Origin of the sequence: Streptomyces sp. ICC1, assembly GCF_003287935.1 — a bacterium.
Taxonomy (GTDB): domain Bacteria; phylum Actinomycetota; class Actinomycetes; order Streptomycetales; family Streptomycetaceae; genus Streptomyces; species Streptomyces tritrimontium.
The window spans coordinates 6,343,865-6,362,501 of record NZ_CP030287.1; the positions used below are offsets into that span (position 1 = coordinate 6,343,865).

Consider the following 18,637-nt stretch of genomic DNA (forward strand, 5'->3'; position numbering starts at 1 on the left):
CTTCTGGTGGGCCCCGGGTCGCCCCAGGTTCCTGTCTACCGTCCGGTCAGCCCCGGGCGGTACCGGATTTATTCCCCGCGGCGCTCGTCGCGCCGGTCGTCCCGGCGCTCGCCCCGGTCGCCCTCGTCCGAGGGCTGCTCGGTGTCGGGGCGGATGTCGATGCGCCAGCCGGTGAGGCGGGCGGCGAGGCGGGCGTTCTGGCCCTCCTTGCCGATGGCCAGCGACAGCTGGTAGTCGGGCACGATCACCCGGGCGGAGCGGGTGTCCCAGTCGACGACGTCGACCGCGTTCACCCGGGCGGGCGACAGCGCGTTCGCGACCATCTCCGCCGGGTCGTCCGACCAGTCGACGATGTCGATCTTCTCGCCGTGCAGCTCGGCCATCACGTTGCGCACGCGGCTGCCCATCGGGCCGATGCAGGCGCCCTTCGGGTTGAGGCCCGAGCGGGTGGACCGTACGGCGATCTTGCTGCGGTGACCGGCCTCACGGGCGATCGCGCAGATCTCGACGCTGCCGTCGGCGATCTCCGGGACCTCCAGGGCGAACAGCTTCTTCACCAGGTTCGGGTGGGTGCGCGACAGGGTCACGGACGGACCGCGGACGCCCTTCGCCACCCGCACGACGTACGCCTTGAGGCGCAGTCCGTGCGTGTACTCCTCACCGGGCACCTGCTCCTGCACCGGCAGGATGGCTTCCAGCTTGCCGATGTCGATGAGGACGTTCTTCGGGTCCTTGCCCTGCTGGACCACGCCGGTGATGACATCACCCTCGCGGCCCAGGAACTCGCCGAAGGTCAGGTCGTCCTCGGCGTCGCGCAGACGCTGCAGGATCACCTGCTTGGCGGTCGTCGCGGCGATGCGGCCGAAGTCCGACGGGGTGTCGTCGAACTCCTTGGCCTCCTGGCCCTCTTCCAGGTCCCTCGGGTCCTCGGTCGCCCACACGATCACGTGACCGTTGGTGCGGTCGAGGACCACGCGTGCGCGCCGGAAGCTTCCCTCGGTGCGGTGGTACGCGATGAGGAGGGCCGACTCGATCGCCTCGACGAGGAGGTCGAAGGAAATCTCCTTCTCCCGGACCAGACCCCGCAGGGCACTCATGTCGATGTCCACGGCTACGCCTCCTCTTCCTTCTTGTCCTTGCGGTTGAACTCGATCTCGACACGCGCCTTGGCGATGTCGGTGAATGCGATGCGCCGGGCGGTCGCCTTGCGGCCCTTCACGCCCGGGACTTCGAGGTCCATGCCCTCGTCGTCCACTTCGAGAATGCGGGCGATCAGTTCCCCGCCGTCCGAGGTCTGGAACTTCACGAGACGGCCGGTCGCCCGGATGTAGTGACGGGGCTCGGTCAGCGGGCGGTCAGCGCCCGGCGAGCTCACCTCGAGGACGTACTCGTCCTCGCCCATCGCGTCGGTCTCGTCCAGCAGGTCCGAGACCTCGCGGCTCAGCTCGGCACACGCGTCCAGCTCCACGCCTTCGTCGGAGTCCACGATGATGCGCAGCATCCGGCGCTTGCCGGCCTTGGACGTCTCGATCTCCTCGAGGTCCAGGCCCTTGGCGGCGACGAGGGGCTCCAGCAATCCGCGCAGCCTGTCGCTCTGGGTGGTGCTCATCCGGGTGACTCCTCGGCCGCGTGTGCTGTTGTGGTTTCCGTCGTGCGTCAGGTCAAAGGGTATCCGGTCGCGGAGGGTGTTGCCGTCCGCCCTGTGGACGGGGCCCCGGGTACCGTGATCACACCCTGCCCCGCCATCAGCCCAGCCAGCACCCGGAGGACGTCGCCGTGCCCTCGATCCTGCCGTCGCGAAGAAGCCTGTTCGGCGCTGCCGCGGGCTTCGCCGGCGCCGCGCTGCTCAGCGGTTGCTCCGACGGGGACGCGCCCGGCGCGGAGCCCGAGATTCCACTCGAACGGCGGATGCGCGAGAGCGCCGTTCGTGAAAGTGAGCGACTGCTGGAACGTTACGACGCGACGGCCGCCACGCATCCGGCCCTGGCCCAGCGGCTGGCTCCGCTGCGCGCCTCGGTCGCGGCGCACACCGCGGCCCTGGCCGAGACCCGGTCCCCGGCCCCCTCCCGGTCCGCCCCGCCTTCCCCGTCCTCCGCAACCGCCTCCGCAACCGCCTCCGCATCCGCTCCGGCGGCCGCCGGGGCCCCGGGGGCCGGCGCCGAGCCGGTGCCGCCGAAGCCCGCCGAGGCGCTGGCCGCCCTCTCGGACAGCGAGCGGAGCCTGGCCGAGGCGCGGACGATCTCGCTGGCCGGCGCCCCCGGGGAGCTGGCCCGGATGCTGGCCTCGCTGGCCGCCTGCGGCCACGTACACGCCCATCTGCTGACCGCGCCCCCGGTTGCCCGACTCGACCGCACGGAACAGCGTCCAGCCCCGCAGCCGGTCCCGGTCCACCTCCAGCGCGTCGGCCAGCTTGTTCACCCGGCGCCGCGCGCCCGCGGCCCCCGCGGAGGAGGCCACACCACGGCGCGTCGAACGCCAACAAGATCGCCCGCCGTCCCGGTGTGGCGGTACGACCAGGCGGCGGGCGATCTTGTTGGCGTTCGACGCGCCGTGGTCGAGGCGGACGAGGTGCAGGCACAGGTCCATGGCGGCAGCCTTGCCGGCGGAGGTGAGCACGTCGCCGTTGTCGACGTAGAGGACGTCCGGATCCACCGTGATGTCCGGATGGCGGCCGGCCAGTACCCCGGTGTGCGCCCAGTGGGTGGTGGCGCGTTTGCCGTCGAGCAGGCCGGCGGCGGCCAGGACGAAGGCTCCCGTGCACAGGGAGGCGATGCGCGCGCCCGCCGCGTGGGCCGCGCGCACCGCGTCGACGAGCTCCGCCGGGGGGTCCGTGTCGGTGTCGGCCCAGCCGGGGACGATCACGGTGTCGGCGTGCGCGAGGTGGTCGAGCCCGTGGTCGGGCTCCAGGCGGAAGCGGCCGACCTGTACGGCGCCCGATCCGCAGAGCGAGAACTCGTACCAGGGATCCACGATGTGGGTCAGGTCCGAGCCGAAGACCTCGATCGCCATGGACAGCTCGAAGTGCAGCATGCCCTCGGTGACGGCCAGCGCGACAGTATGCATGTCCGAAAGTGTAGGACGCATGCCGTTCCAGACCGTCGTGCGTGGTCGTACGTGGTCGTAAGGCCGACGGGGGCCGGTCAGTCCGTGTCGACGACCTTCACCGCGACCGGGGTTCCGGCCTCCACCGTGCGGCTGACCGTGCAGAGCTTGTCGTGGGAGGTCTTCACGGCACGCGGCAGGATCGCACGGGCCCGGTCGCCGGCCTCGCCTGCGGGGAAGCGGACGGTGAAGGCGGCCTCGAGGTCCGTCATGAGGTTGCCGCCCGCGTCCTCGGTCTTGTGCCCGGTGACGGCGACGGAGAACTCGGCGGGTTCCGCGTGCCGGGTGGTGGCGACGTCCACATCGGCCGCGGAGCAGCCGCCGATCGCGGCGAGGAAGAGCTCGACGGGGGTGAAGCCCCCGCCGGATCCGGTACCGAAGGCGACCGTGTCACCACGGGAGTTGGTCGCGGTGAACATGCCCGGGCCGGTCCGCTCGACGGTGACGGAGCGCAGGGAATCAGCAGTCATGGCATCGACGGTAACCCCGCGTCCCCGCCACCACGCACGCACCGCGCCACTCGGCCGAGTCGGCGCGGCAGTTCCGCGGCGGCCATGCCGAGGCCCTCCAGGGGTGGCAGTGCGGCGCGGCGGCCGGGCCTGTGCTGCCAGGTCTGGGGACGGTAGCGGGTGGTGGCCTGGTGCCAGGCGAAATCGCCCGCGATCCAGTCCTTCAGACCCTGGAGGTAGCGGCGTGTGTCACACGGGCCGGGCGAGTCGGCGGTCGCCTCGGCGACGAGGCGTTCGAACAGGTGCAGTCGCTCCAGCATCAGCTTGTGGGTGAGGGTGGCGGCGTTGCCCACGTGAGTGGTGAGGAAGTGCGCCGTCACGACGACGTTGTTGCTGACGTCCTGCTCGTACTCGGTCTCCCTCAGGTAGGAGACGAGGTCGTTGTGGAGGTCGACTACATCGGCGAACGCCTCGTGCAGGCGGACCAGGACCGGATCGCCGCGTACGGCCGCGGGAAGCTCGAGGTGAAGGGAGCGTTCGACGAGCTGCGCGGCCCAGCCCGCGCCACCGGCCCTGCGCCGCATGGTGATGTAGTCGACCGGGTCGGGGATCCGCCCGAAGGCGAGGTTGTCGATCTCCCACAGGGCGTCGTCGAAGACGTTCGGCAGCTGCCCGGTCAGTCTGTCCCGCCAGGCCTGATCCCTGCCGGCGCAGGTGCGGCGGACGAGGTCCGCCAGTCCGAACTCGGCCGGGTTGCCGGCGTCCGCGCGGTCGGGGTCGGCCGCGACACCTGCCAGGCGGTCGAGGAAGAGGCGCGCGCCCGCGCTGTCACGGGAACGCTTGAACCGCTCCACGATCAGGTCGTCGAGGTACCAGCTCCACACATAGGAGTCCGCGAAGAGGTCGAGTTCCGTTCCCCGGGCGTCGGGGTGGGTCAGTGCCGCGAACAGGGCCAGGTCCGTACCCGAGAACTCGGTCGCGTCCCAGACCTGCCACTGAGATGCGGCGTTCCCGAGGATGCCCACCTCGACAGCCCACTCACGGCTGTGCCGACGTGCGCGGTCGACGTCGGGACTGCGGCGGGGCGGGTAGGGCGGCGCAGGGGTCTCGGCATCCACCTCCCCACCGTGCTGCATGCCCTGCCCCTTCGCCATCGCTCCAACGAGTGGTTCCCGAGCGTCCTTCGGACTTCAGGCGCCCGGTGGTGACTGGACGGAGCGGGGAGGCGCCCCGGTGCGCAGTCCGCGTCCGTCCAGGCACATGATCGGATCGGATCGCGGCGGTCGGGTGCGGCCCGGGTCGCGCAGGGCAGGGTTGACATGGAAAGGAGGCCTCGTGCTCTCGGCACTCAACCACCTCGTCGATCTCGTCGAGGAGCACCTCGCTGAGGAGCTCGACGTCAACGGATTGGCCAGGGAGCTCGGCACGACCGAGTACCACCTGCGCCGGATGTTCTCGTCGCTGGCCGGCATGCCGCTGTCGGAGTACGTGCGTCGGCGTCGCATGACCGTCGCCGCCGCCGACGTCGTCCGCGGCGAGGACGATCTGCTGGGCATCGCCGTCCGGTACGGATACGGCTCGACCGAGGCGTTCGGACGTGCGTTCCGCGCGGTTCACGGCTCCGGCCCCCGTGACGTACGCCGAGACGGAGGCCCCTTGCGCACACAGCCACGGCTCAGGATCCGCCTGACCGTCGAAGGGAGCATCCCCATGGACACCCGCCTCGTCGGCCGCCCCGCGTTCCGGTTGGTCGGACACGCGGCCCGGGTTCCGCTCATCCACCAGGGCGTGAACCCGCACATCCAGCGGCACATCACCGCACTGCCGCAGGAGGAGCATCTCCGGCTGAAGGCCCTCAGCGACACCGAACCGGGGGGCCTGCTGCAGGTTTCCGGCGATCTCGACCCCGACGGCACGGAGGGGAGCGAGCTGACCTACCTGCACGGAGTCGCCGTCTCCCGGGACACGCCGGCCCCCGACGACCTCGACGCCATCGAGGTGCCGGCCGGCAGGTGGGCGGTCTTCCGCACCACCGGACCGCATCCGCAGGCCCTGCAGACGACCTGGAGCGCGACCGCGACGGAGTGGTTCCCCTCCAACCCCTGGCGTCTGCGGCCAGGTCCCTCGATCGTCGCGGTCCTCGAGCGCGCGGACGACTTCAGCACCGCGACCTGCGAACTGTGGCTGCCCGTCGAACCGGGATGACGGACCGGTCCTCGTCCTCGTTCGCGGCCGCCGCCTGCCCCGGGAGCACGGAGCGGATCCGCCCCGTGCTCCCGGGGCAGGCGGTCACAGCACTAGGGGAGGACCGCGGTGGCTTCGACCTCGACGAGGAGGTCCGGTTCCCCCAGCGCCGCAACGCCCAGCAGGGTGATCGGCTTGACCGGATCGATGCCGAGCTTCGCTGCCGCCCGGCCCACGCCCTCGCCCAGCAGGGGCATCTTCTCGGGACTCCAGTCGACGACGTAGACGGTCAGCTTCGCCACGTCGTCGAAGGAGCCGCCGATCCCGGCCAGAGCGGTGGCGATGTTGAGGTAGCACTGCTCGACCTGGGCGGCGAAGTCGCCCTCGCCCACGGGCCGGCCGTCGGCATCGCGGGCGACCTGCCCCGCGAGGAACACCAGCTTCGATCCGGTGGCCACCGACAACTGCCGGTAGACCTCGGGCTTAGGCAACCCCTCGGGATTGACCAGTGTCACGGGCATGTACGGCCTCTTCCTCTTGACGTACGGGACCACAAGATCAGCACCCCATGAAAGCATAGCGATGCTATGTATTGTGGGCCCATGGCGAGAACGAAGGATCCAGCGGTCCGCTCCCTGCTGCTCGACCGGGCGGCGCAGATGCTGCGGACGAGGCAACCGGTCACACTCCGCACCCTGGTCGCGGGAACCGGCGTGTCGACGATGGCCGTCTACACCTACTTCGGCGGCATGGACGGGCTGTGGAAGGCGCTGAGACAGGAGGGCTTCACCCGCCTGGCCACCCGGCTCGCGGCCGTCAAGATGTCCGCGGACCCGGTACGGGACCTCGCCGCACTGGGGGCCGCGTACCAGGCCAATGCCGTGGAGAACCCCGATCTCTACCGCGTCATGTTCGATGCGGGATTCGACCTCGAAGACGCCGGCGCGGCGGACGAGACCCTGCACCGCCTGGTCCGCGCCATCGACCGCGCCAAGGCGGCCGACCGCTTCCGTGAGGAGGTCGATCCGCTGGAACTGGCGACGCAGAGCTGGACCATCGGGCACGGACTCGCCTCGCTCGTCGCCACGGGCCCTCTGCCGCACCAGGCACTCCAGTACGGCGCACCCCTGCTGACGGCACTGTTCACCAGCGCGGGAGACGAGCCCGACCGATGCCGCCGGTCGGTCGAGCGCGGCTGGGGAACGGGTCCGGGTGCGACGCAAGGCGCGGTGCCGGGCGAGTAGAAAAGATCTCGGGTCCGTCGGATGGGAGACGTACGCTGATCCCCGTCGGCACTGCCTGGGAGAGTTGTGACAAGCAGGTTCACCGAGTTGACCGTTGACTGCCCCGATCCGGAGAGGCTCGCGGCGTTCTGGTGCGAGGTCCTGGACTTCAAGGTGATCGACCGGAGCGAGGGCCTGGTCGAGATCGGTTCCTGGGTGCCGACCGTGGAGGACGTTCGGGCCCGCCAGATGCCGCCCACCCTGGTGTTCATCCGGGTGCCCGAGGGCAAGGCCGTGAAGAACCGGCTCCACCTCGATGTCAGCCCGATCGACGGCAGTACCGCGGACGAGGTGGCCAGGTTGATCGGCCTCGGCGCCACCACGACGGATGTGGGCCAGGGCGCGGACCGAAGCTGGGTGGTCATGGCGGACCCCGAGGGCAACGAGTTCGACGTCCTGCGCACCCTGGCACCGCAGAAGTAGGCCCGGTACGGCACTTCGCCGTGTTGTCCCTTCGGCGGTGAGGAGTCCGCATGTCCATCGAGCTCGACTACCCGGAGTTTCCCTACGAGGATTCCCCCGGCTGGATCACATGGGCGCAGAAGCCCTGGAACGGCGTCCTCGTCATGGTGGACGGGATACCGTTCAAGGCCGGCGACAAGGTCACCTTCGACGTCTCGGTCTACGGCGATTCCACCGGACAGACCCTGGCCGCTTGGACCCGGGGAGTCGTGGACGTCCCCGCCGACATTACCTCGGTCGGCTACACCATCCCCTGGGACGGCGTCCTGGACGCCATCACCGAAGGCTTCATCTCGGCCTTCTACACCCTCGACCCTGTCGGCGGCGGCGAGCCGACGACCTCGCAGGAGGGCATGGTCTGGTACTCCCTCCGGCGGCCCGACGGCACCGTCTGCGGTCCGGACGACTGAGCCGCGGCAGCGGCTCGGACGCTCGTCCCCGAGCGGGGCGTCCAGGGGCTGACGAGCCCCACCGGACCGCGGGGCCGCGCGGGCGGCAACCCGGAAAGCGGAACGCCTGGGCACAGTTGTTGTCCTGACGTCCCCCGGAAGCGGTCTTGCTGCCATCGGTGAAGAGGGTCGGCTTCACATGACCGCCGGGCGCCGGGAGGGGTGGGATGTGACACGAGCTTGGAAGATCGCGATCGCGATCGTGGTGGTGGTGGTGGTGGCGGTGGCCGGCATCGTCTCGACACCTTTGGTCTGGCTGTTGGACAGTCCGGACACCGGACAGATGATCGGGGCCTCGGTCCAGGCGGCCGTGGCGATCGCCGCTCTGCTCCGGACGCTCTTTCAGCACCCGGCCACCGGCCAGGCGCGGGGGCCGGCGGACACGGCCGCCGATACGGGCGAGGCCGAGGCCCCCGGAGGCGCCGGCGCCGGGGTGGTGCGCCCCGGCAACGGCGGCGCGGACCGGTGACGCGACCCGGTGACGCGACCGTGGACGGCACCGGCAGCAGGGCGAGCACGGGTGTCGACTACAGCTGACCGCCCCGAGCCCGCGGCGGACTGGGGCCCGGCCGAGGGCGGTCCGGCGGTCACCAAGACCGGGCGATCGGACCCGGTGCGACCGCGGTCAGCGGGAGCCTGACCGTGCTCCAGCGCGGACCGCAGGAACCGGCCGGCTGGCCGTACCTGGTCAGGCCGATCCCGCCACTGGCGGAGTGCTTCCAGTACCGCGCCGAAGCGGACCGGTTGCGTACGGCCGTGCACGGCGGCGGAACCGCGGTCCTGTCCCAGGTGCTGACCGGGATGGGCGGGGTCGGCAAGACGCAGCTCGCGGCCGACTACGCCCACACCGCGCGGCGGGACGGCACGGTGGACGTTCTGGTGTGGGTCAGCGCCGCGACGCGTTCGGCCGTGGTGAACGCGTACGCGCAGGCCGGCGTCGAGCTGTGCCGGGCCGACCCCCATGACCCCGACCGCGCCGCCATCTCGTTCCTTGCCTGGCTCGAACCCAAGCCGGGCAAGAGACCGTGCCGGTGGCTGGTGGTGCTGGACGACGTGGACGACCCGGCCGACGTACGCGGCCTGTGGCCGCCGGACGGCCACCTGGGACGGACCCTGGTCACCACCCGCCGCCGCGACGCCGCCCTCACCGGCGCCGGGCGCCGCCTCGTCGAGGTGGCATCGTGCCTAGTGCTGTGACCGGGAAGGTCCACCGGGTCGCGGCGCCCGGCACGGCACCTCGCCGCGTTGTCGGACCACCGAAGTACGTCCAGTACAAGCGGCGGCCCTCCGCCCGGGGGGCCCCTCCCAGCGGTAGCTGGGGGAGATGCACCGCACCGGACACCGCGACCCGGCACACCTTCCCCGGCGCTGACGTCCGGTTCCACCTCGGAGCCGTGACATGCGTCACGGACCGCACGGTGGCCCGTCGGCCCCACGGTGATCCTCTGCCTGGAGGCATTTCCCTATATGTACCTGTTTGGTGTTGACATGCCGCACTCCGCCAGAAACGGAATCTGCGACTCCCGTTTCTCTCGCTCCAACATGGCTGACGGGGAGCGGTTCTGGCGGTGGGCCAGGCGCGTGCCGGTGCGGCCGCGGCGGGGGAATGCACGATCTTCCGGCCGATTCAAGCGGCGTCCCGAGCCTCCTGACCGGCTCGGCGGCGGCAGCTTGCCAGGCCGCCGCCGGGCTTCTAAGAATGGCGACTCCTCCGGCGCCTTCGCGGTCCGGCGCCGGGAGCTTCGCGATCACCGAGTGAGGTCCCGCATGAAGAAGCACCGTAAGAAGACGCACCACCGGAAAATAGTCGTCGCCGTCGGGGCGCTGGCCCTCGTGGCCGTACCCACCACGGCCATGGCCTGCCTCGACCCGCAGGAGACCGGCCCCGTGCGGCCCGCCGCGTCCCAGCAGGACAGCCGCCCCTGGCACGGCGGCCCCCTCGGCGACCCGGGCGCGCAGCCGCCCGCGGAGGCCCCCTTCCAGGCGGACGCCCCCGCCGAGCCCGCAGGGCAGCCCGTCGCCGAGGCGCCCGCCGAGCCGGTCGCCGACACCGCGCCCCCCGTACAGCCCGAGCCGCAGCAGCCCGTGGAACCGCCCGCCGAGCCGGCCGGGACCCCCGCACCCTCGGACTCCGCCGCGCCCTCCGGCGCCGTGGCCGAGGTCCTCGCGCTCGTCAACCAGGAGCGCGCCACGGTCGGGTGCCCCGCACTCACCGTCAACGAGAAGCTCACGAAGGCCGCGCAGGACCACAGTGAGGACATGGCCGCCCACTCCAACATGTCCCACACCGGCTCCGACGGCTCCGACCCGGGTCAGCGGATCACCCGCGCCGGGTACCAGTGGAGCACGTACGCCGAGAACGTCGCGTACGGCTACGACACCGCCGCCAAGGTCATGGAGGGCTGGATGAACAGCCCGGGCCACAAGCGGAACATCCTCGACTGCAACGTCAAGGAGATCGGCATCGGCCTCGCGCAGCCGGGCCAGTACTGGACGCAGGACTTCGGCGCCACCCGCTGATCCGGCCGCTCCCGCCGCCGGCGTGCGACAGGTGAGGGCGGCCGGCATCCGCCCGCCCTCACCCGGCCCGAAGCGGCCTCGACAGTGTGGCAATCGGCTTGAACCACAGGCGGGTGGACGTGCAGGCTGGCGGCTCGGCGCCTCGGCGCCTCCCGGCCCGTAACCGGTGATCGGGGGCACCACCTCGCTGTCCGGCGGCCTCACCGCCGAAACCGACCACCCGACAGGACCCGATGCCCGATGGCCCTATGGACTTCGATCGTTGCCGTACTGGGTACCCTCGCCGGCGCCCTGACCGCCGGTCTCCTCCAGCACCGCTCGGCGGGCGCCGCACGCGCTGAGCAGCGCGCCGACAGCCACCGCCAGGACCAGCTCGGTGCCGTCACCGACTTCGCGGCGGCCCTGGACGCGCACCGCTCGGCGATGTTCCATCGGGAGCGCCTGGCCCTGGCCGAGGCGGGCGCCGAGCACCAGCTGGAGGCCCAGACGAGGTCCCACGACACCCGGGCGGCCATCACCGCGCCCCACATCCGCCTACAGGTCCTGATCCCCGGACTGGCCGGCCCCGCCCAGCAGGCCGCGGATGCCACGTACGCGCTGCGCAAGGCCCTCGACCGGACCGAGCTGGACGCCCGGCGGCACGCGGCCAAGGAGGCGTCCGTCGCCTTCATCGCCGCGGCCGCCGCGCTGCTGAGCCCCGACAACCGCTGACTGACGGCCCTTTCACGCCTGCCCCGGAGTGCGTCAGTCGCCCGCGGTGTCCTCGTCCTCCCAGCGCAGCAGGTCGCCCGGCTGGCACTGGAGCACCTCGCAGAGCGCGGCGAGGGTCGCGAAGCGCACCGCCTTGGCGCGGCCGTTCTTGAGTACCGCCAGGTTGGCGGGCGTGATGCCCACGCGGTCGGCGAGCTCGCCCACGGACATCTTCCGCCTGGCCAGCATCACGTCGATGTCGACGGCGATCGGCATCAGATCACCTCGTCCAACTCGGCCTGCATCTGTGCCGCTTCGACGTCGCGCGCGACGGCTTGGGCGAGCAGCGTCCGCAGCACGAGTACGAAGAGCGCGACCCCCAGGATGGCCACGCCGACCCCGCCCATGATGACGGTGACGCCCGGGTCCTCCCGCTGGGACGGCGCGTTGAGGGCCGTGACCGTGAACCACACGAGGGCAGCCGCCACGATCGCGCCGATCACGACGTCCACATACCGGAAGGCGGCGTGGGAGAACACGGTTCCGCGGCGCACCATCGTCGCCAGCCGCCATACGCAGACCAGGGCGACCTGGACCGACACCATCCCCAGGATCGTCACCAGGCGCAGCGGGGTCAGCGGGAGCGACCCTTCCTCCGGGTCGGTGAACAACGCCCACACCATCCCCGCCTGTACGAACACGGTGCCGGCCAGCACCACCACGAGCACGGCGCGCAGCGCCCACACTGTCAGCTTTCCCACGACCCATCCCTCCATCGATTCACGATGGGAATCTATCGAATCTCGATAGGTGAGGCAAGGGCTGGCGCCGAGGAAGCTGCCCGGCCGCGCACCCGAGCCCTGCCGTCACCACGGCCCGTACCGCCGTCGCCGTGATGGACATCACCCTGTTCGTCCGCCGGGGCCCGGCGCCGCAGCGGGGGCGGCCCTCCCGCCCGCGCCGGGCCCCCCGCGGCCCTCGCCATGGGCCGAACGGGGGAGGACGGCGCCCGGTCGGACGACCTAGCCTGGACCGGCAGCAGTGTGAGACCGGGGGGCCGAGCACGAAGGAAGAGCGCCTCCATGGGCATCACCCGCAGTTCCGTACGCCGTCTTCGGGCGGGATCCGCCGTGGCGGCAGCAGCCCTCGGCCTGCTGGCGTGCGCCGGCGCACCGGCCCTCGCGGCCTCGACGAGCCCGGGGGGCTCCGCGCTCTCTGCGGGCTCTGCGGACCCGATCGCCCGGTCGGCCGACGGGGCCTCGGCGGGCCAGTCCTCCGCAGACCGGTCCTCCGCCGCGAGCGCCTACGGCTCAGCCCGGGTTCCGCTGGGGATCTCCCGGCTGGCGCAGGGCTCGGGCCGCGACATCGCCATCACCGTCGACGACGGTCCGGACCCGCGCTGGACGCCCCAGGTCCTCGAGGTGCTGCGGCAGAACCACGTCAAGGCCACCTTCTGCATGATCGGAACCCGCGCGCAGCAGTACCCGGACCTGGTGCGCTCGGTCGCCGCCGAGGGGCACCAGCTGTGCGACCACTCCGTCGACCACGACGTGACCATGGACCACAAGCCCGTCGCGTACCAGAAGCAGCAGATCCTCGACGGCAAGGCCATGATCGAGAAGGCCGTGCCGGGGGTCGCCGTCAACTACTACCGCGCTCCGGGCGGTGCCTTCACTCCCGACAGCCGTGCGATAGCCGCCGCGAGCGGGATGCGGCCCCTGGGCTGGAGCGTGGACCCCAAGGACTGGAGCAGGCCGGGCCTGCCGGCGATCGTCGCCACCGTGGAGGGCAAGCTGCCCGCGCAGCCGACGGTCCTCTTCCATGACGGGGGCGGCGACCGCAGCGAGACCGTCGCGGCACTCAAGGAGTACCTGCCGTGGCTCAGGGCGCAGGGCTACACCTTCACCTTTCCGGAGCTCACCACCCCGTAGACCGGGTGGCGCCCGCCCGCTCGCCGCGCGCGGTGGTCCGGCGGCTCTGGGCCGGAAGCGCGGGGGACTGCTTCACCCTCATCCGAAGACTGCGCCCGACTGCCTGCCCTGCGCCCTCAGCCCCGCGCGGCCCGAACGACCGGCACCCGATCGGGCGGCAGCGGAGCACGGGACCAGCGGACGGGGTTGCCGTCCGGGCCCTCGGTGAGCCAGGAGCCGTCGCCCAGGAGCCCGAGTTCGTACGGATGGGCCGTCTCGACGAACATCTCCCCGCCGACCGTGCCCGTGTTCACGTCGACCAGGTGGTGGCGGAACCACTCCTCCTCGTCCTCGTCCTCACCGCCCAGGGTGACGACGGCCGTGTCCGATGTCAGGTAGCCGCCGCTCCATTCCACGAAGGTCTCCTCCGGGTCGTACCCGAAGGCCTCGACGGGGAGCGTGAAGAGCACGTCACCACTGGGGTGGCGGTGGAAGGCGACGTCCCCCTGCTCGTGGTCGACGGTCATGAACTGCTCCCCGTCCGGCGCCAGGTCGACCAGGCAGCGGTCCCCCCACGGGTACGTCACGAACTCCGGCCCGTCGTCGGCCCCGACCGTGCCCCGGAGGATGACGGCGCCGTCCTGGCCCTCACCGATGTCGAGGTAGATGCTGCCGTCCACGGGGTGCACGTGGTGGCCGGCGCCGTGCCCGACCGTTTCCAGCTCCCGTCGGCCGAGGATCGCTCCGGTCTCGGCGTCGTACACGACCCACTGGTCCGATCCGCGTCCCGCCATCGCGTCCGGCCGGTAGACCCACACGGTCCGCCCGTCCAAGGACAGCTCACAGCCGGGCCGGTGGCCGTGGAGCACGTCGGAGCGCGGCTCGAAGGCCGACGTCCACACCAGGTCGCCGGTGCGCGAGAGGCAGACGACCTCGTTCAGCGTCGTGTACACGACGTGCTCCAGACCGGGCCGGACGGCCGACTGCACGACCTCGTCACCGGGCCGTGGCCGGAACACCGCAGCGGGCTCCAGCGCACCGGAAGTGCCGGAGCCGGTGCCGGAGTCGGTGTCGAGCACGTAGGCGCGGATCTGTCCGTCGCGGTGGCGCGTGATGATCTTCGGAGCTCGTGCGGGAAGCATCCGCCGAGGCTAACGCCGTGCCCAGCCCGACCGGCAGCCCGGGCCGGTGTGCGTGTTTCTCCACGCCGCGGGTGAGCGGAGAGCACGCGAAAAAGACCCAACAGCCTGTGTTTATTGCAGAGGTGCATCGGTTTTTTGCGCAAACTCATAGACTCTCAGTCATGTGGAGTCGTAGCGTCCCGCGTTGAGTGACTTCCGCTCCCCGCCGATCGAGCCGCAAGGACGTGCGTGCCCGTGCCCCAGTCGCCACAGAGCCATCCCCCCACGCCCGAGCAAGTCCGCTCCCTCAGACGGCGGGCCTGCGCCGTCTTCCTGGCCCTGTCCCTCACCGGGACCGCCGCCCTGACCGCCCTGACCTTCGGCGCCGCCCCCGCGGCGCACGCCGCCGGGGTGCCCGCGCCCTCGCCGATCGGCATAGCCGGGCGGGGTGCGAGCGTGCCGTTCACCGAACTGGAGGCGGAGTACGCGGCCACCAACGGCACGTTCATCGGCCCCGACCGGCTCTACGGGAGCCTCCCCTCGGAGGCGTCCGGCCGCCAGGCGGTGACGCTGAACGCCGTCGGCCAGTACGTCGAGTTCACCCTGGCCAAGCCCGCCAACGCGATGTCCCTGCGCTACAGCCTCCCGGACACGGCCGACGGGAAGGGGCGCGACGCGACGCTGGACGTCCGGGCGAACGGCCAGTCGGTGAAGACCCTCCCCGTCACCTCCAAGTACAGCTGGTACTACGGCGGCTATCCCTTCAACAACAACCCGGGCGACACCAACCCGCACCACTTCTACGACGAGTCCCGCACGCTGCTGGGCTCCACCTACCCGGCCGGCACCAAGATCCGCGTACAGGTGACCTCGACCGCCCAGTCGCCCGGCTTCACCATCGACCTCGCCGACTTCGAGCAGGTCGCCCCGGCCGCCGGCAAGCCGACCGGGGCGCTCGACGCCGTCGCCGACTTCGGTGCGGACCCGACCGGTGGCACCGATTCCACGGCCCGCATGCAGGCCGCGGTCGACGCGGGACAGGCCCAGGGCAAGACCGTCTACGTCCCGCCGGGCACCTACACCCTCTACGACCACGTCGTCGTGGACGGCGTCACCGTCCAGGGGGCCGGGCCCTGGTACACCGTCTTCGGCGGACGCGACCCGGTGAACCGCAACCGTGCCGCCGGCTTCTACGGCAAGTACGTCCCCGGCGGCGGCTACACGGGGCCGGTCCGGCCGCACGAGGCGAACGGACCGAGCAAGAACGTCACCCTCAAGGACTTCGCGATCATCGGCGACATCCGGGACCGGATCGACGACGACCAGGTCAACGCCGTGGGCGGGGCGATGTCCCACTCCACGCTGGACAACCTCTGGATCCAGCACGTGAAGGTCGCCGCCTGGATGGACGGCCCGATGGACCGCTTCACCATCCAGAACAGCCGTTTCCTCGATATGACAGCGGACGGAGTGAACTTCCACACCGGTGTCACGAATTCTCGTGTCACCAACACTTTTGTGCGCAACGCGGGTGACGACGGGCTGGCCTCCTGGCCCCAGGACAAGCCGAACACCAACATCAGCTTCGACCACAACACGGTCGTCCTGCCGATCCTGGCCAACAACATCGTCACGTACGGCGGCAAGGACTTCACCATCTCGGACAACGTCATGTCCGACACCATCAGCAACGGCGGCGGCCTGCACATCGCCAACCGCTACCCGGGCGTCAACTCGGGCAGGGGCACCGCGGTCGCCGGCACCATCACCGCCGCGCGCAACACCCTCATCCGCACCGGGAACAGCGACTTCAACTGGAACTTCGGGGTCGGCGCGATCTGGTTCTCCGGCCTGAACGAGGCCGTGCAGGGCGCCAGCATCAAGATCTCCGACACGGACATCCTGGACTCCTCGTACGCGGCGATCCACTCGATCGAGGGCCCCATCAGCGGGGTGGAGTTCACCAACGTCAACATCGACGGTGCCGGGACCTACGCCATCCAGGCGCAGTCGAACATCGCCGCCAAGTTCACCCGCGTCACCGCCAAGAACATCGCCCAGTCGGCGACCCCGATCCACAACTGCATCGGCGCCGGCCTCCAGATCACCGACGGCGGCGGCAACTCCGGCTGGAACACCGGACAGACCTGCTCCGGCCTGTGGCCCGCGCCGGTGTGGACGAACGGCGGTGTGCCCAGCGATCCGACGACGCCTCCCACCACGCCCCCGACCACCCGCAGGGCCCCGGGCGCGGCGGGCACGGGCGGGATGCCCAGGCCCGCGCGATCCGGGCCCCGAGGCGCACGTTGCCCCGTGCCGCCGCGGGGTTGGCCTCCAGCGAGGCGCCGCCCGTCGCACGCACCAGGAACCCCAGCAGGAACGGCGTCACCGCCTGTCCCGTGATCCCCCGTTCCCGGCACTCCGACAGCGCCTCGGCCAGGACCCGGTCGTGCGGGGGGGCCCTGGGGGCCCGGCGGGCGGGACCCCGTAGATTTCGATCTTGATTCGATACGACAGAAGGCAGGCCCTCAATGACCCGGGTGCTCGTGGTGGACGACGAACCCCAGATCGTCCGAGCCCTGGTGATCAACCTGAAGGCACGCAAGTACGAGGTCGACGCGGCCGCCGACGGGGCGAGCGCCCTGGAGCTGGCTGCCGCCCGCCACCCCGACGTGGTCGTCCTCGACCTGGGCCTGCCCGACATGGACGGCGTCGAGGTGATCAAGGGACTGCGCGGCTGGACCCGCGTCCCGATCCTGGTCCTCTCCGCGCGGCACAGCTCCGACGAGAAGGTCGAGGCACTGGACGCGGGCGCCGACGACTACGTCACCAAGCCCTTCGGCATGGACGAACTGCTGGCCAGGCTCCGCGCCGCCGTCCGGCGGGCGGAACCGGGCGCCGGGTCCGGCGAGGACGAGGTGATCGTCGAGACCGAGGGCTTCACGGTGGACCTCGCGGCGAAGAAGGCGGTGCGCGAGGGCCGCGACGTCCGCCTCACGCCCACCGAGTGGCACCTGCTGGAGGTGCTGGTCCGCAACGGCGGCAAACTGGTCAGCCAGAAGCAGCTGCTCCAGGAGGTCTGGGGGCCTTCGTACGGGACCGAGACCAACTACCTGCGGGTCTACATGGCGCAGCTGCGGCGCAAGCTGGAGGCCGACCCCTCGCACCCGAGGCACTTCATCACCGAACCGGGCATGGGATACCGCTTCGAGAGGTAGTGGGCGCGCCGGTACGCTTCCTGTATGAGTGCTGAACCGCGTCCCGAGAAGCCCGCGAAGCCGGCGAAGCCAGCCAGGCCGGCGGGCCGGTTCCGCCGGATGATAGAGCGGCTGTCCACCTCGCAGGAGGAGCTGCATTCCGCGGAACTGCAGGAGGACGCAGAAGCCGCGGGGTGCACGCGGATCTGCGACTGCCACGACCGCCAGATAGTCAAGGTCACCGGGACCCTGCGCACCGTCACCCTGCGGCCGCGCGCGGGCGTCCCCGCCCTGGAGGCCGAGCTGTTCGACGGCTCCGCGGCGCTGGACGTCGTATGGCTCGGACGTCGCTCGATCGTGGGAATCGAACCAGGCCGTCGCATGATCGCCTCCGGGCGGATCTCGATGAGCCACGGCCGTCGGGTGCTCTTCAACCCGAAGTACGAACTCCGACCGCTCGGACAGGAGCACTGACGGTGACGTCACTCGACAAACCGACGACCCCCGGCACGCAACCGGTGGACCCCGCCGCCGAGCCCTCCGCGGACCAGAAGGCCGTGACACAGGCGGCCCTCTTCGACGCCTTCGGCGGCATCCGGGGCACCGTGGAGACGATGCTCCCCGGCCTGCTCTTCGTCATGATCTACACGATCAACAAGGACGTGAAGCTCTCGGCCATCGCGGCGGGCGCGGTCGCCGTCCTGCTGGTGGTCGTACGGCTGCTGCGCAAGGACACGGTCAAGCACGCCTTCAGCGGGGTCTTCGGCGTGGGCGTGGGCGTGGCCTTCGCCCTGTTCACGGGCAGCGCGAAGGGCTTCTACCTGCCCGGCATGATCTACGGCGCCGGGCTGGGCGTGGCCTTCACGCTCTCCGCGCTGGTGGGCTTCCCGCTGCTGGGGGTGATGCTGGGGCCGGTGTTCAAGGAGAACCTGTCCTGGCGCACGCGCAACCCGGGGCGCAAGAAGGCCTACACCAAGGCCAGCCTGGCCTGGGGCCTGATCTTCCTCGCGAAGTACGCGATCCTCTTCCCGCTGTACTGGTGGGGCGACGCGACGCAGCTGGGCTGGGTGCTGATCGCGCTGAAGCTGCCGCCGATGGTGCTCGCGGTGTACTTCACGTGGGTCTTCCTTGCGAAGGCGCCGCCGCCGATCAACGTGATCGCGGAGTGGGAGGCGGAGGAGGCGGCGGAGAAGGCCGCGAAGGCCGCCAAGGGGGCCTGAAGGCCTGACCCCGTACGCGGCTGCGTGCGCGGGCGGGCTGCGACCGGTGG

At 71.1% G+C, this 18,637-nt stretch carries 21 protein-coding genes and 2 pseudogenes; 13 read left to right on the forward strand and 10 right to left on the reverse strand.

Annotated elements, in window-relative coordinates; translation table 11 throughout:
* Positions 1 to 68: 68 nt before the first annotated feature.
* The 5 genes and pseudogenes from nusA to DRB96_RS29835 all read right to left on the reverse strand — a co-directional run bounded on the left by nusA (position 69) and on the right by DRB96_RS29835 (position 4,687).
* Entirely contained in the window at positions 69 to 1,109 is a 1,041-nt protein-coding gene (nusA, locus tag DRB96_RS29815) for a transcription termination factor NusA (RefSeq protein ID WP_112451253.1), read from the reverse strand.
* 2 nt (positions 1,110 to 1,111) lie between these two features.
* Positions 1,112 to 1,609 carry a ribosome maturation factor RimP gene (gene rimP, locus DRB96_RS29820; protein ID WP_112451254.1) on the reverse strand — a complete coding sequence of 166 codons (498 nt, stop codon included), beginning with the start codon at positions 1,607 to 1,609 and terminating at the stop codon, positions 1,112 to 1,114.
* 872 nt (positions 1,610 to 2,481) lie between these two features.
* Positions 2,482 to 3,063 (reverse strand): annotated as a pseudogene (locus DRB96_RS45125) (DJ-1/PfpI family protein); the annotation flags it as partial.
* Positions 3,064 to 3,140: 77 nt separating this feature from the next.
* Positions 3,141 to 3,572: an OsmC family protein gene (locus DRB96_RS29830; protein WP_112451256.1), complete on the reverse strand. Its 432-nt coding sequence runs from the start codon at positions 3,570 to 3,572 to the stop codon at positions 3,141 to 3,143.
* Positions 3,569 to 4,687 carry a hypothetical protein gene (locus tag DRB96_RS29835; protein WP_162688903.1) on the reverse strand — a complete coding sequence of 373 codons (1,119 nt, stop codon included), beginning with the start codon at positions 4,685 to 4,687 and terminating at the stop codon, positions 3,569 to 3,571. The genes DRB96_RS29830 and DRB96_RS29835 overlap by 4 nt, the downstream gene beginning before the upstream one ends.
* A gap of 199 nt (positions 4,688 to 4,886) precedes the next feature.
* Between DRB96_RS29835 and DRB96_RS29840 the strand changes: the two genes are divergently transcribed.
* The gene (locus tag DRB96_RS29840) at positions 4,887 to 5,756 is read left to right on the forward strand and encodes an AraC family transcriptional regulator (protein WP_112451258.1); all 870 of its coding nucleotides are present in this window, start codon (positions 4,887 to 4,889) and stop codon (positions 5,754 to 5,756) included.
* 92 nt (positions 5,757 to 5,848) lie between these two features.
* Here the strand turns inward: DRB96_RS29840 and DRB96_RS29845 are convergent, their stop codons facing one another.
* Positions 5,849 to 6,256 carry a RidA family protein gene (locus DRB96_RS29845; protein WP_112451259.1) on the reverse strand — a complete coding sequence of 136 codons (408 nt, stop codon included), beginning with the start codon at positions 6,254 to 6,256 and terminating at the stop codon, positions 5,849 to 5,851.
* An 81-nt stretch (positions 6,257 to 6,337) separates the two neighbouring features.
* On the opposite strand from DRB96_RS29845, the gene DRB96_RS29850 reads away from it, so the two are divergent.
* The 7 genes from DRB96_RS29850 to DRB96_RS29880 all read left to right on the forward strand — a co-directional run bounded on the left by DRB96_RS29850 (position 6,338) and on the right by DRB96_RS29880 (position 11,160).
* Positions 6,338 to 6,979 carry a TetR/AcrR family transcriptional regulator gene (locus DRB96_RS29850; protein WP_112451260.1) on the forward strand — a complete coding sequence of 214 codons (642 nt, stop codon included), beginning with the start codon at positions 6,338 to 6,340 and terminating at the stop codon, positions 6,977 to 6,979.
* A gap of 66 nt (positions 6,980 to 7,045) precedes the next feature.
* The gene (locus DRB96_RS29855; protein WP_112451261.1) at positions 7,046 to 7,441 is read left to right on the forward strand and encodes a VOC family protein; all 396 of its coding nucleotides are present in this window, start codon (positions 7,046 to 7,048) and stop codon (positions 7,439 to 7,441) included.
* 50 nt (positions 7,442 to 7,491) lie between these two features.
* The gene (locus tag DRB96_RS29860; protein ID WP_112451262.1) at positions 7,492 to 7,890 is read left to right on the forward strand and encodes a hypothetical protein; all 399 of its coding nucleotides are present in this window, start codon (positions 7,492 to 7,494) and stop codon (positions 7,888 to 7,890) included.
* Between the two features lie 208 nt (positions 7,891 to 8,098).
* On the forward strand, positions 8,099 to 8,398 hold the full coding sequence (locus tag DRB96_RS29865) for a hypothetical protein (RefSeq protein WP_343234617.1): 300 nt from the start codon (positions 8,099 to 8,101) through the stop codon (positions 8,396 to 8,398).
* A 173-nt stretch (positions 8,399 to 8,571) separates the two neighbouring features.
* Positions 8,572 to 9,126: an NB-ARC domain-containing protein gene (locus DRB96_RS29870; RefSeq protein WP_239516488.1), complete on the forward strand. Its 555-nt coding sequence runs from the start codon at positions 8,572 to 8,574 to the stop codon at positions 9,124 to 9,126.
* 570 nt (positions 9,127 to 9,696) lie between these two features.
* A complete protein-coding gene (locus DRB96_RS29875; RefSeq protein WP_112451263.1) occupies positions 9,697 to 10,449 on the forward strand; it encodes a CAP domain-containing protein in 753 nt (250 codons plus the stop codon).
* A 240-nt stretch (positions 10,450 to 10,689) separates the two neighbouring features.
* Positions 10,690 to 11,160, forward strand: coding sequence for a protein kilB (locus DRB96_RS29880; protein ID WP_112451264.1), 471 nt, complete (start codon positions 10,690 to 10,692; stop codon positions 11,158 to 11,160).
* Positions 11,161 to 11,193: 33 nt separating this feature from the next.
* Here the strand turns inward: DRB96_RS29880 and DRB96_RS29885 are convergent, their stop codons facing one another.
* Together DRB96_RS29885 and DRB96_RS29890 are read right to left on the reverse strand one after the other, a co-directional pair.
* Entirely contained in the window at positions 11,194 to 11,415 is a 222-nt protein-coding gene (locus tag DRB96_RS29885) for a helix-turn-helix transcriptional regulator (RefSeq protein ID WP_112451265.1), read from the reverse strand.
* Complete coding sequence (locus DRB96_RS29890) at positions 11,415 to 11,900, reverse strand: DUF2975 domain-containing protein (RefSeq protein WP_112453842.1); 486 nt, start codon at positions 11,898 to 11,900, stop codon at positions 11,415 to 11,417. Before DRB96_RS29890 ends, DRB96_RS29885 begins: the two co-directional genes overlap by 1 nt.
* A gap of 321 nt (positions 11,901 to 12,221) precedes the next feature.
* Here DRB96_RS29890 and DRB96_RS29895 point away from each other — a divergent pair, with 321 nt between their 5' ends.
* Positions 12,222 to 13,070, forward strand: coding sequence for a polysaccharide deacetylase family protein (locus tag DRB96_RS29895; RefSeq protein WP_112451266.1), 849 nt, complete (start codon positions 12,222 to 12,224; stop codon positions 13,068 to 13,070).
* A 116-nt stretch (positions 13,071 to 13,186) separates the two neighbouring features.
* Here the strand turns inward: DRB96_RS29895 and DRB96_RS29900 are convergent, their stop codons facing one another.
* A complete protein-coding gene (locus tag DRB96_RS29900; protein WP_112451267.1) occupies positions 13,187 to 14,191 on the reverse strand; it encodes a hypothetical protein in 1,005 nt (334 codons plus the stop codon).
* A gap of 234 nt (positions 14,192 to 14,425) precedes the next feature.
* On the opposite strand from DRB96_RS29900, the gene DRB96_RS29905 reads away from it, so the two are divergent.
* Positions 14,426 to 16,573, forward strand: coding sequence for a glycosyl hydrolase family 28-related protein (locus DRB96_RS29905; protein WP_239517778.1), 2,148 nt, complete (start codon positions 14,426 to 14,428; stop codon positions 16,571 to 16,573).
* Here DRB96_RS29905 and DRB96_RS45130 read toward each other — a convergent pair.
* A pseudogene (locus DRB96_RS45130) lies at positions 16,509 to 16,775 on the reverse strand (pseudouridine-5'-phosphate glycosidase); the annotation flags it as partial. The gene DRB96_RS29905 and the pseudogene DRB96_RS45130 overlap by 65 nt on opposite strands.
* Between DRB96_RS45130 and DRB96_RS29915 the strand changes: the two are divergent.
* Genes DRB96_RS29915 through DRB96_RS29925 form a run of 3 tightly spaced genes read left to right on the forward strand, consistent with a single transcriptional unit; the run spans position 16,702 to position 18,587 of the window.
* Positions 16,702 to 17,388 carry a response regulator gene (locus tag DRB96_RS29915; protein ID WP_112451268.1) on the forward strand — a complete coding sequence of 229 codons (687 nt, stop codon included), beginning with the start codon at positions 16,702 to 16,704 and terminating at the stop codon, positions 17,386 to 17,388. The pseudogene DRB96_RS45130 and the gene DRB96_RS29915 overlap by 74 nt on opposite strands.
* Positions 17,389 to 17,412: 24 nt before the next feature.
* Entirely contained in the window at positions 17,413 to 17,841 is a 429-nt protein-coding gene (locus DRB96_RS29920; RefSeq protein WP_112451269.1) for an OB-fold nucleic acid binding domain-containing protein, read from the forward strand.
* Positions 17,842 to 17,843: 2 nt separating this feature from the next.
* Positions 17,844 to 18,587, forward strand: a complete 744-nt coding sequence (locus tag DRB96_RS29925) for a DUF3159 domain-containing protein (RefSeq protein ID WP_112451270.1) — start codon at positions 17,844 to 17,846, stop codon at positions 18,585 to 18,587.
* The last annotated feature ends 50 nt before the right edge of the window (positions 18,588 to 18,637 follow it).

What these genes read in the sequence shown, in the direction of transcription:
- DRB96_RS29875 (WP_112451263.1), top strand. Translation starts at nt 9,697, where the DNA reads ATGAAGAAGCACCGTAAGAAGACGCACCACCGGAAAATAGTCGTCGCC.
- DRB96_RS29885 (WP_112451265.1), bottom strand. Translation starts at nt 11,415, where the DNA reads ATGCCGATCGCCGTCGACATCGACGTGATGCTGGCCAGGCGGAAGATG.
- DRB96_RS29880 (WP_112451264.1), top strand. Translation starts at nt 10,690, where the DNA reads ATGGCCCTATGGACTTCGATCGTTGCCGTACTGGGTACCCTCGCCGGC.
- DRB96_RS29835 (WP_162688903.1), bottom strand. Translation starts at nt 4,687, where the DNA reads ATGCAGCACGGTGGGGAGGTGGATGCCGAGACCCCTGCGCCGCCCTAC.
- DRB96_RS29895 (WP_112451266.1), top strand. Translation starts at nt 12,222, where the DNA reads ATGGGCATCACCCGCAGTTCCGTACGCCGTCTTCGGGCGGGATCCGCC.
- DRB96_RS29915 (WP_112451268.1), top strand. Translation starts at nt 16,702, where the DNA reads ATGACCCGGGTGCTCGTGGTGGACGACGAACCCCAGATCGTCCGAGCC.
- rimP (WP_112451254.1), bottom strand. Translation starts at nt 1,609, where the DNA reads ATGAGCACCACCCAGAGCGACAGGCTGCGCGGATTGCTGGAGCCCCTC.
- DRB96_RS29850 (WP_112451260.1), top strand. Translation starts at nt 6,338, where the DNA reads ATGGCGAGAACGAAGGATCCAGCGGTCCGCTCCCTGCTGCTCGACCGG.
- DRB96_RS29860 (WP_112451262.1), top strand. Translation starts at nt 7,492, where the DNA reads ATGTCCATCGAGCTCGACTACCCGGAGTTTCCCTACGAGGATTCCCCC.
- DRB96_RS29830 (WP_112451256.1), bottom strand. Translation starts at nt 3,572, where the DNA reads ATGACTGCTGATTCCCTGCGCTCCGTCACCGTCGAGCGGACCGGCCCG.
- DRB96_RS29920 (WP_112451269.1), top strand. Translation starts at nt 17,413, where the DNA reads ATGAGTGCTGAACCGCGTCCCGAGAAGCCCGCGAAGCCGGCGAAGCCA.
- DRB96_RS29845 (WP_112451259.1), bottom strand. Translation starts at nt 6,256, where the DNA reads ATGCCCGTGACACTGGTCAATCCCGAGGGGTTGCCTAAGCCCGAGGTC.
- DRB96_RS29900 (WP_112451267.1), bottom strand. Translation starts at nt 14,191, where the DNA reads ATGCTTCCCGCACGAGCTCCGAAGATCATCACGCGCCACCGCGACGGA.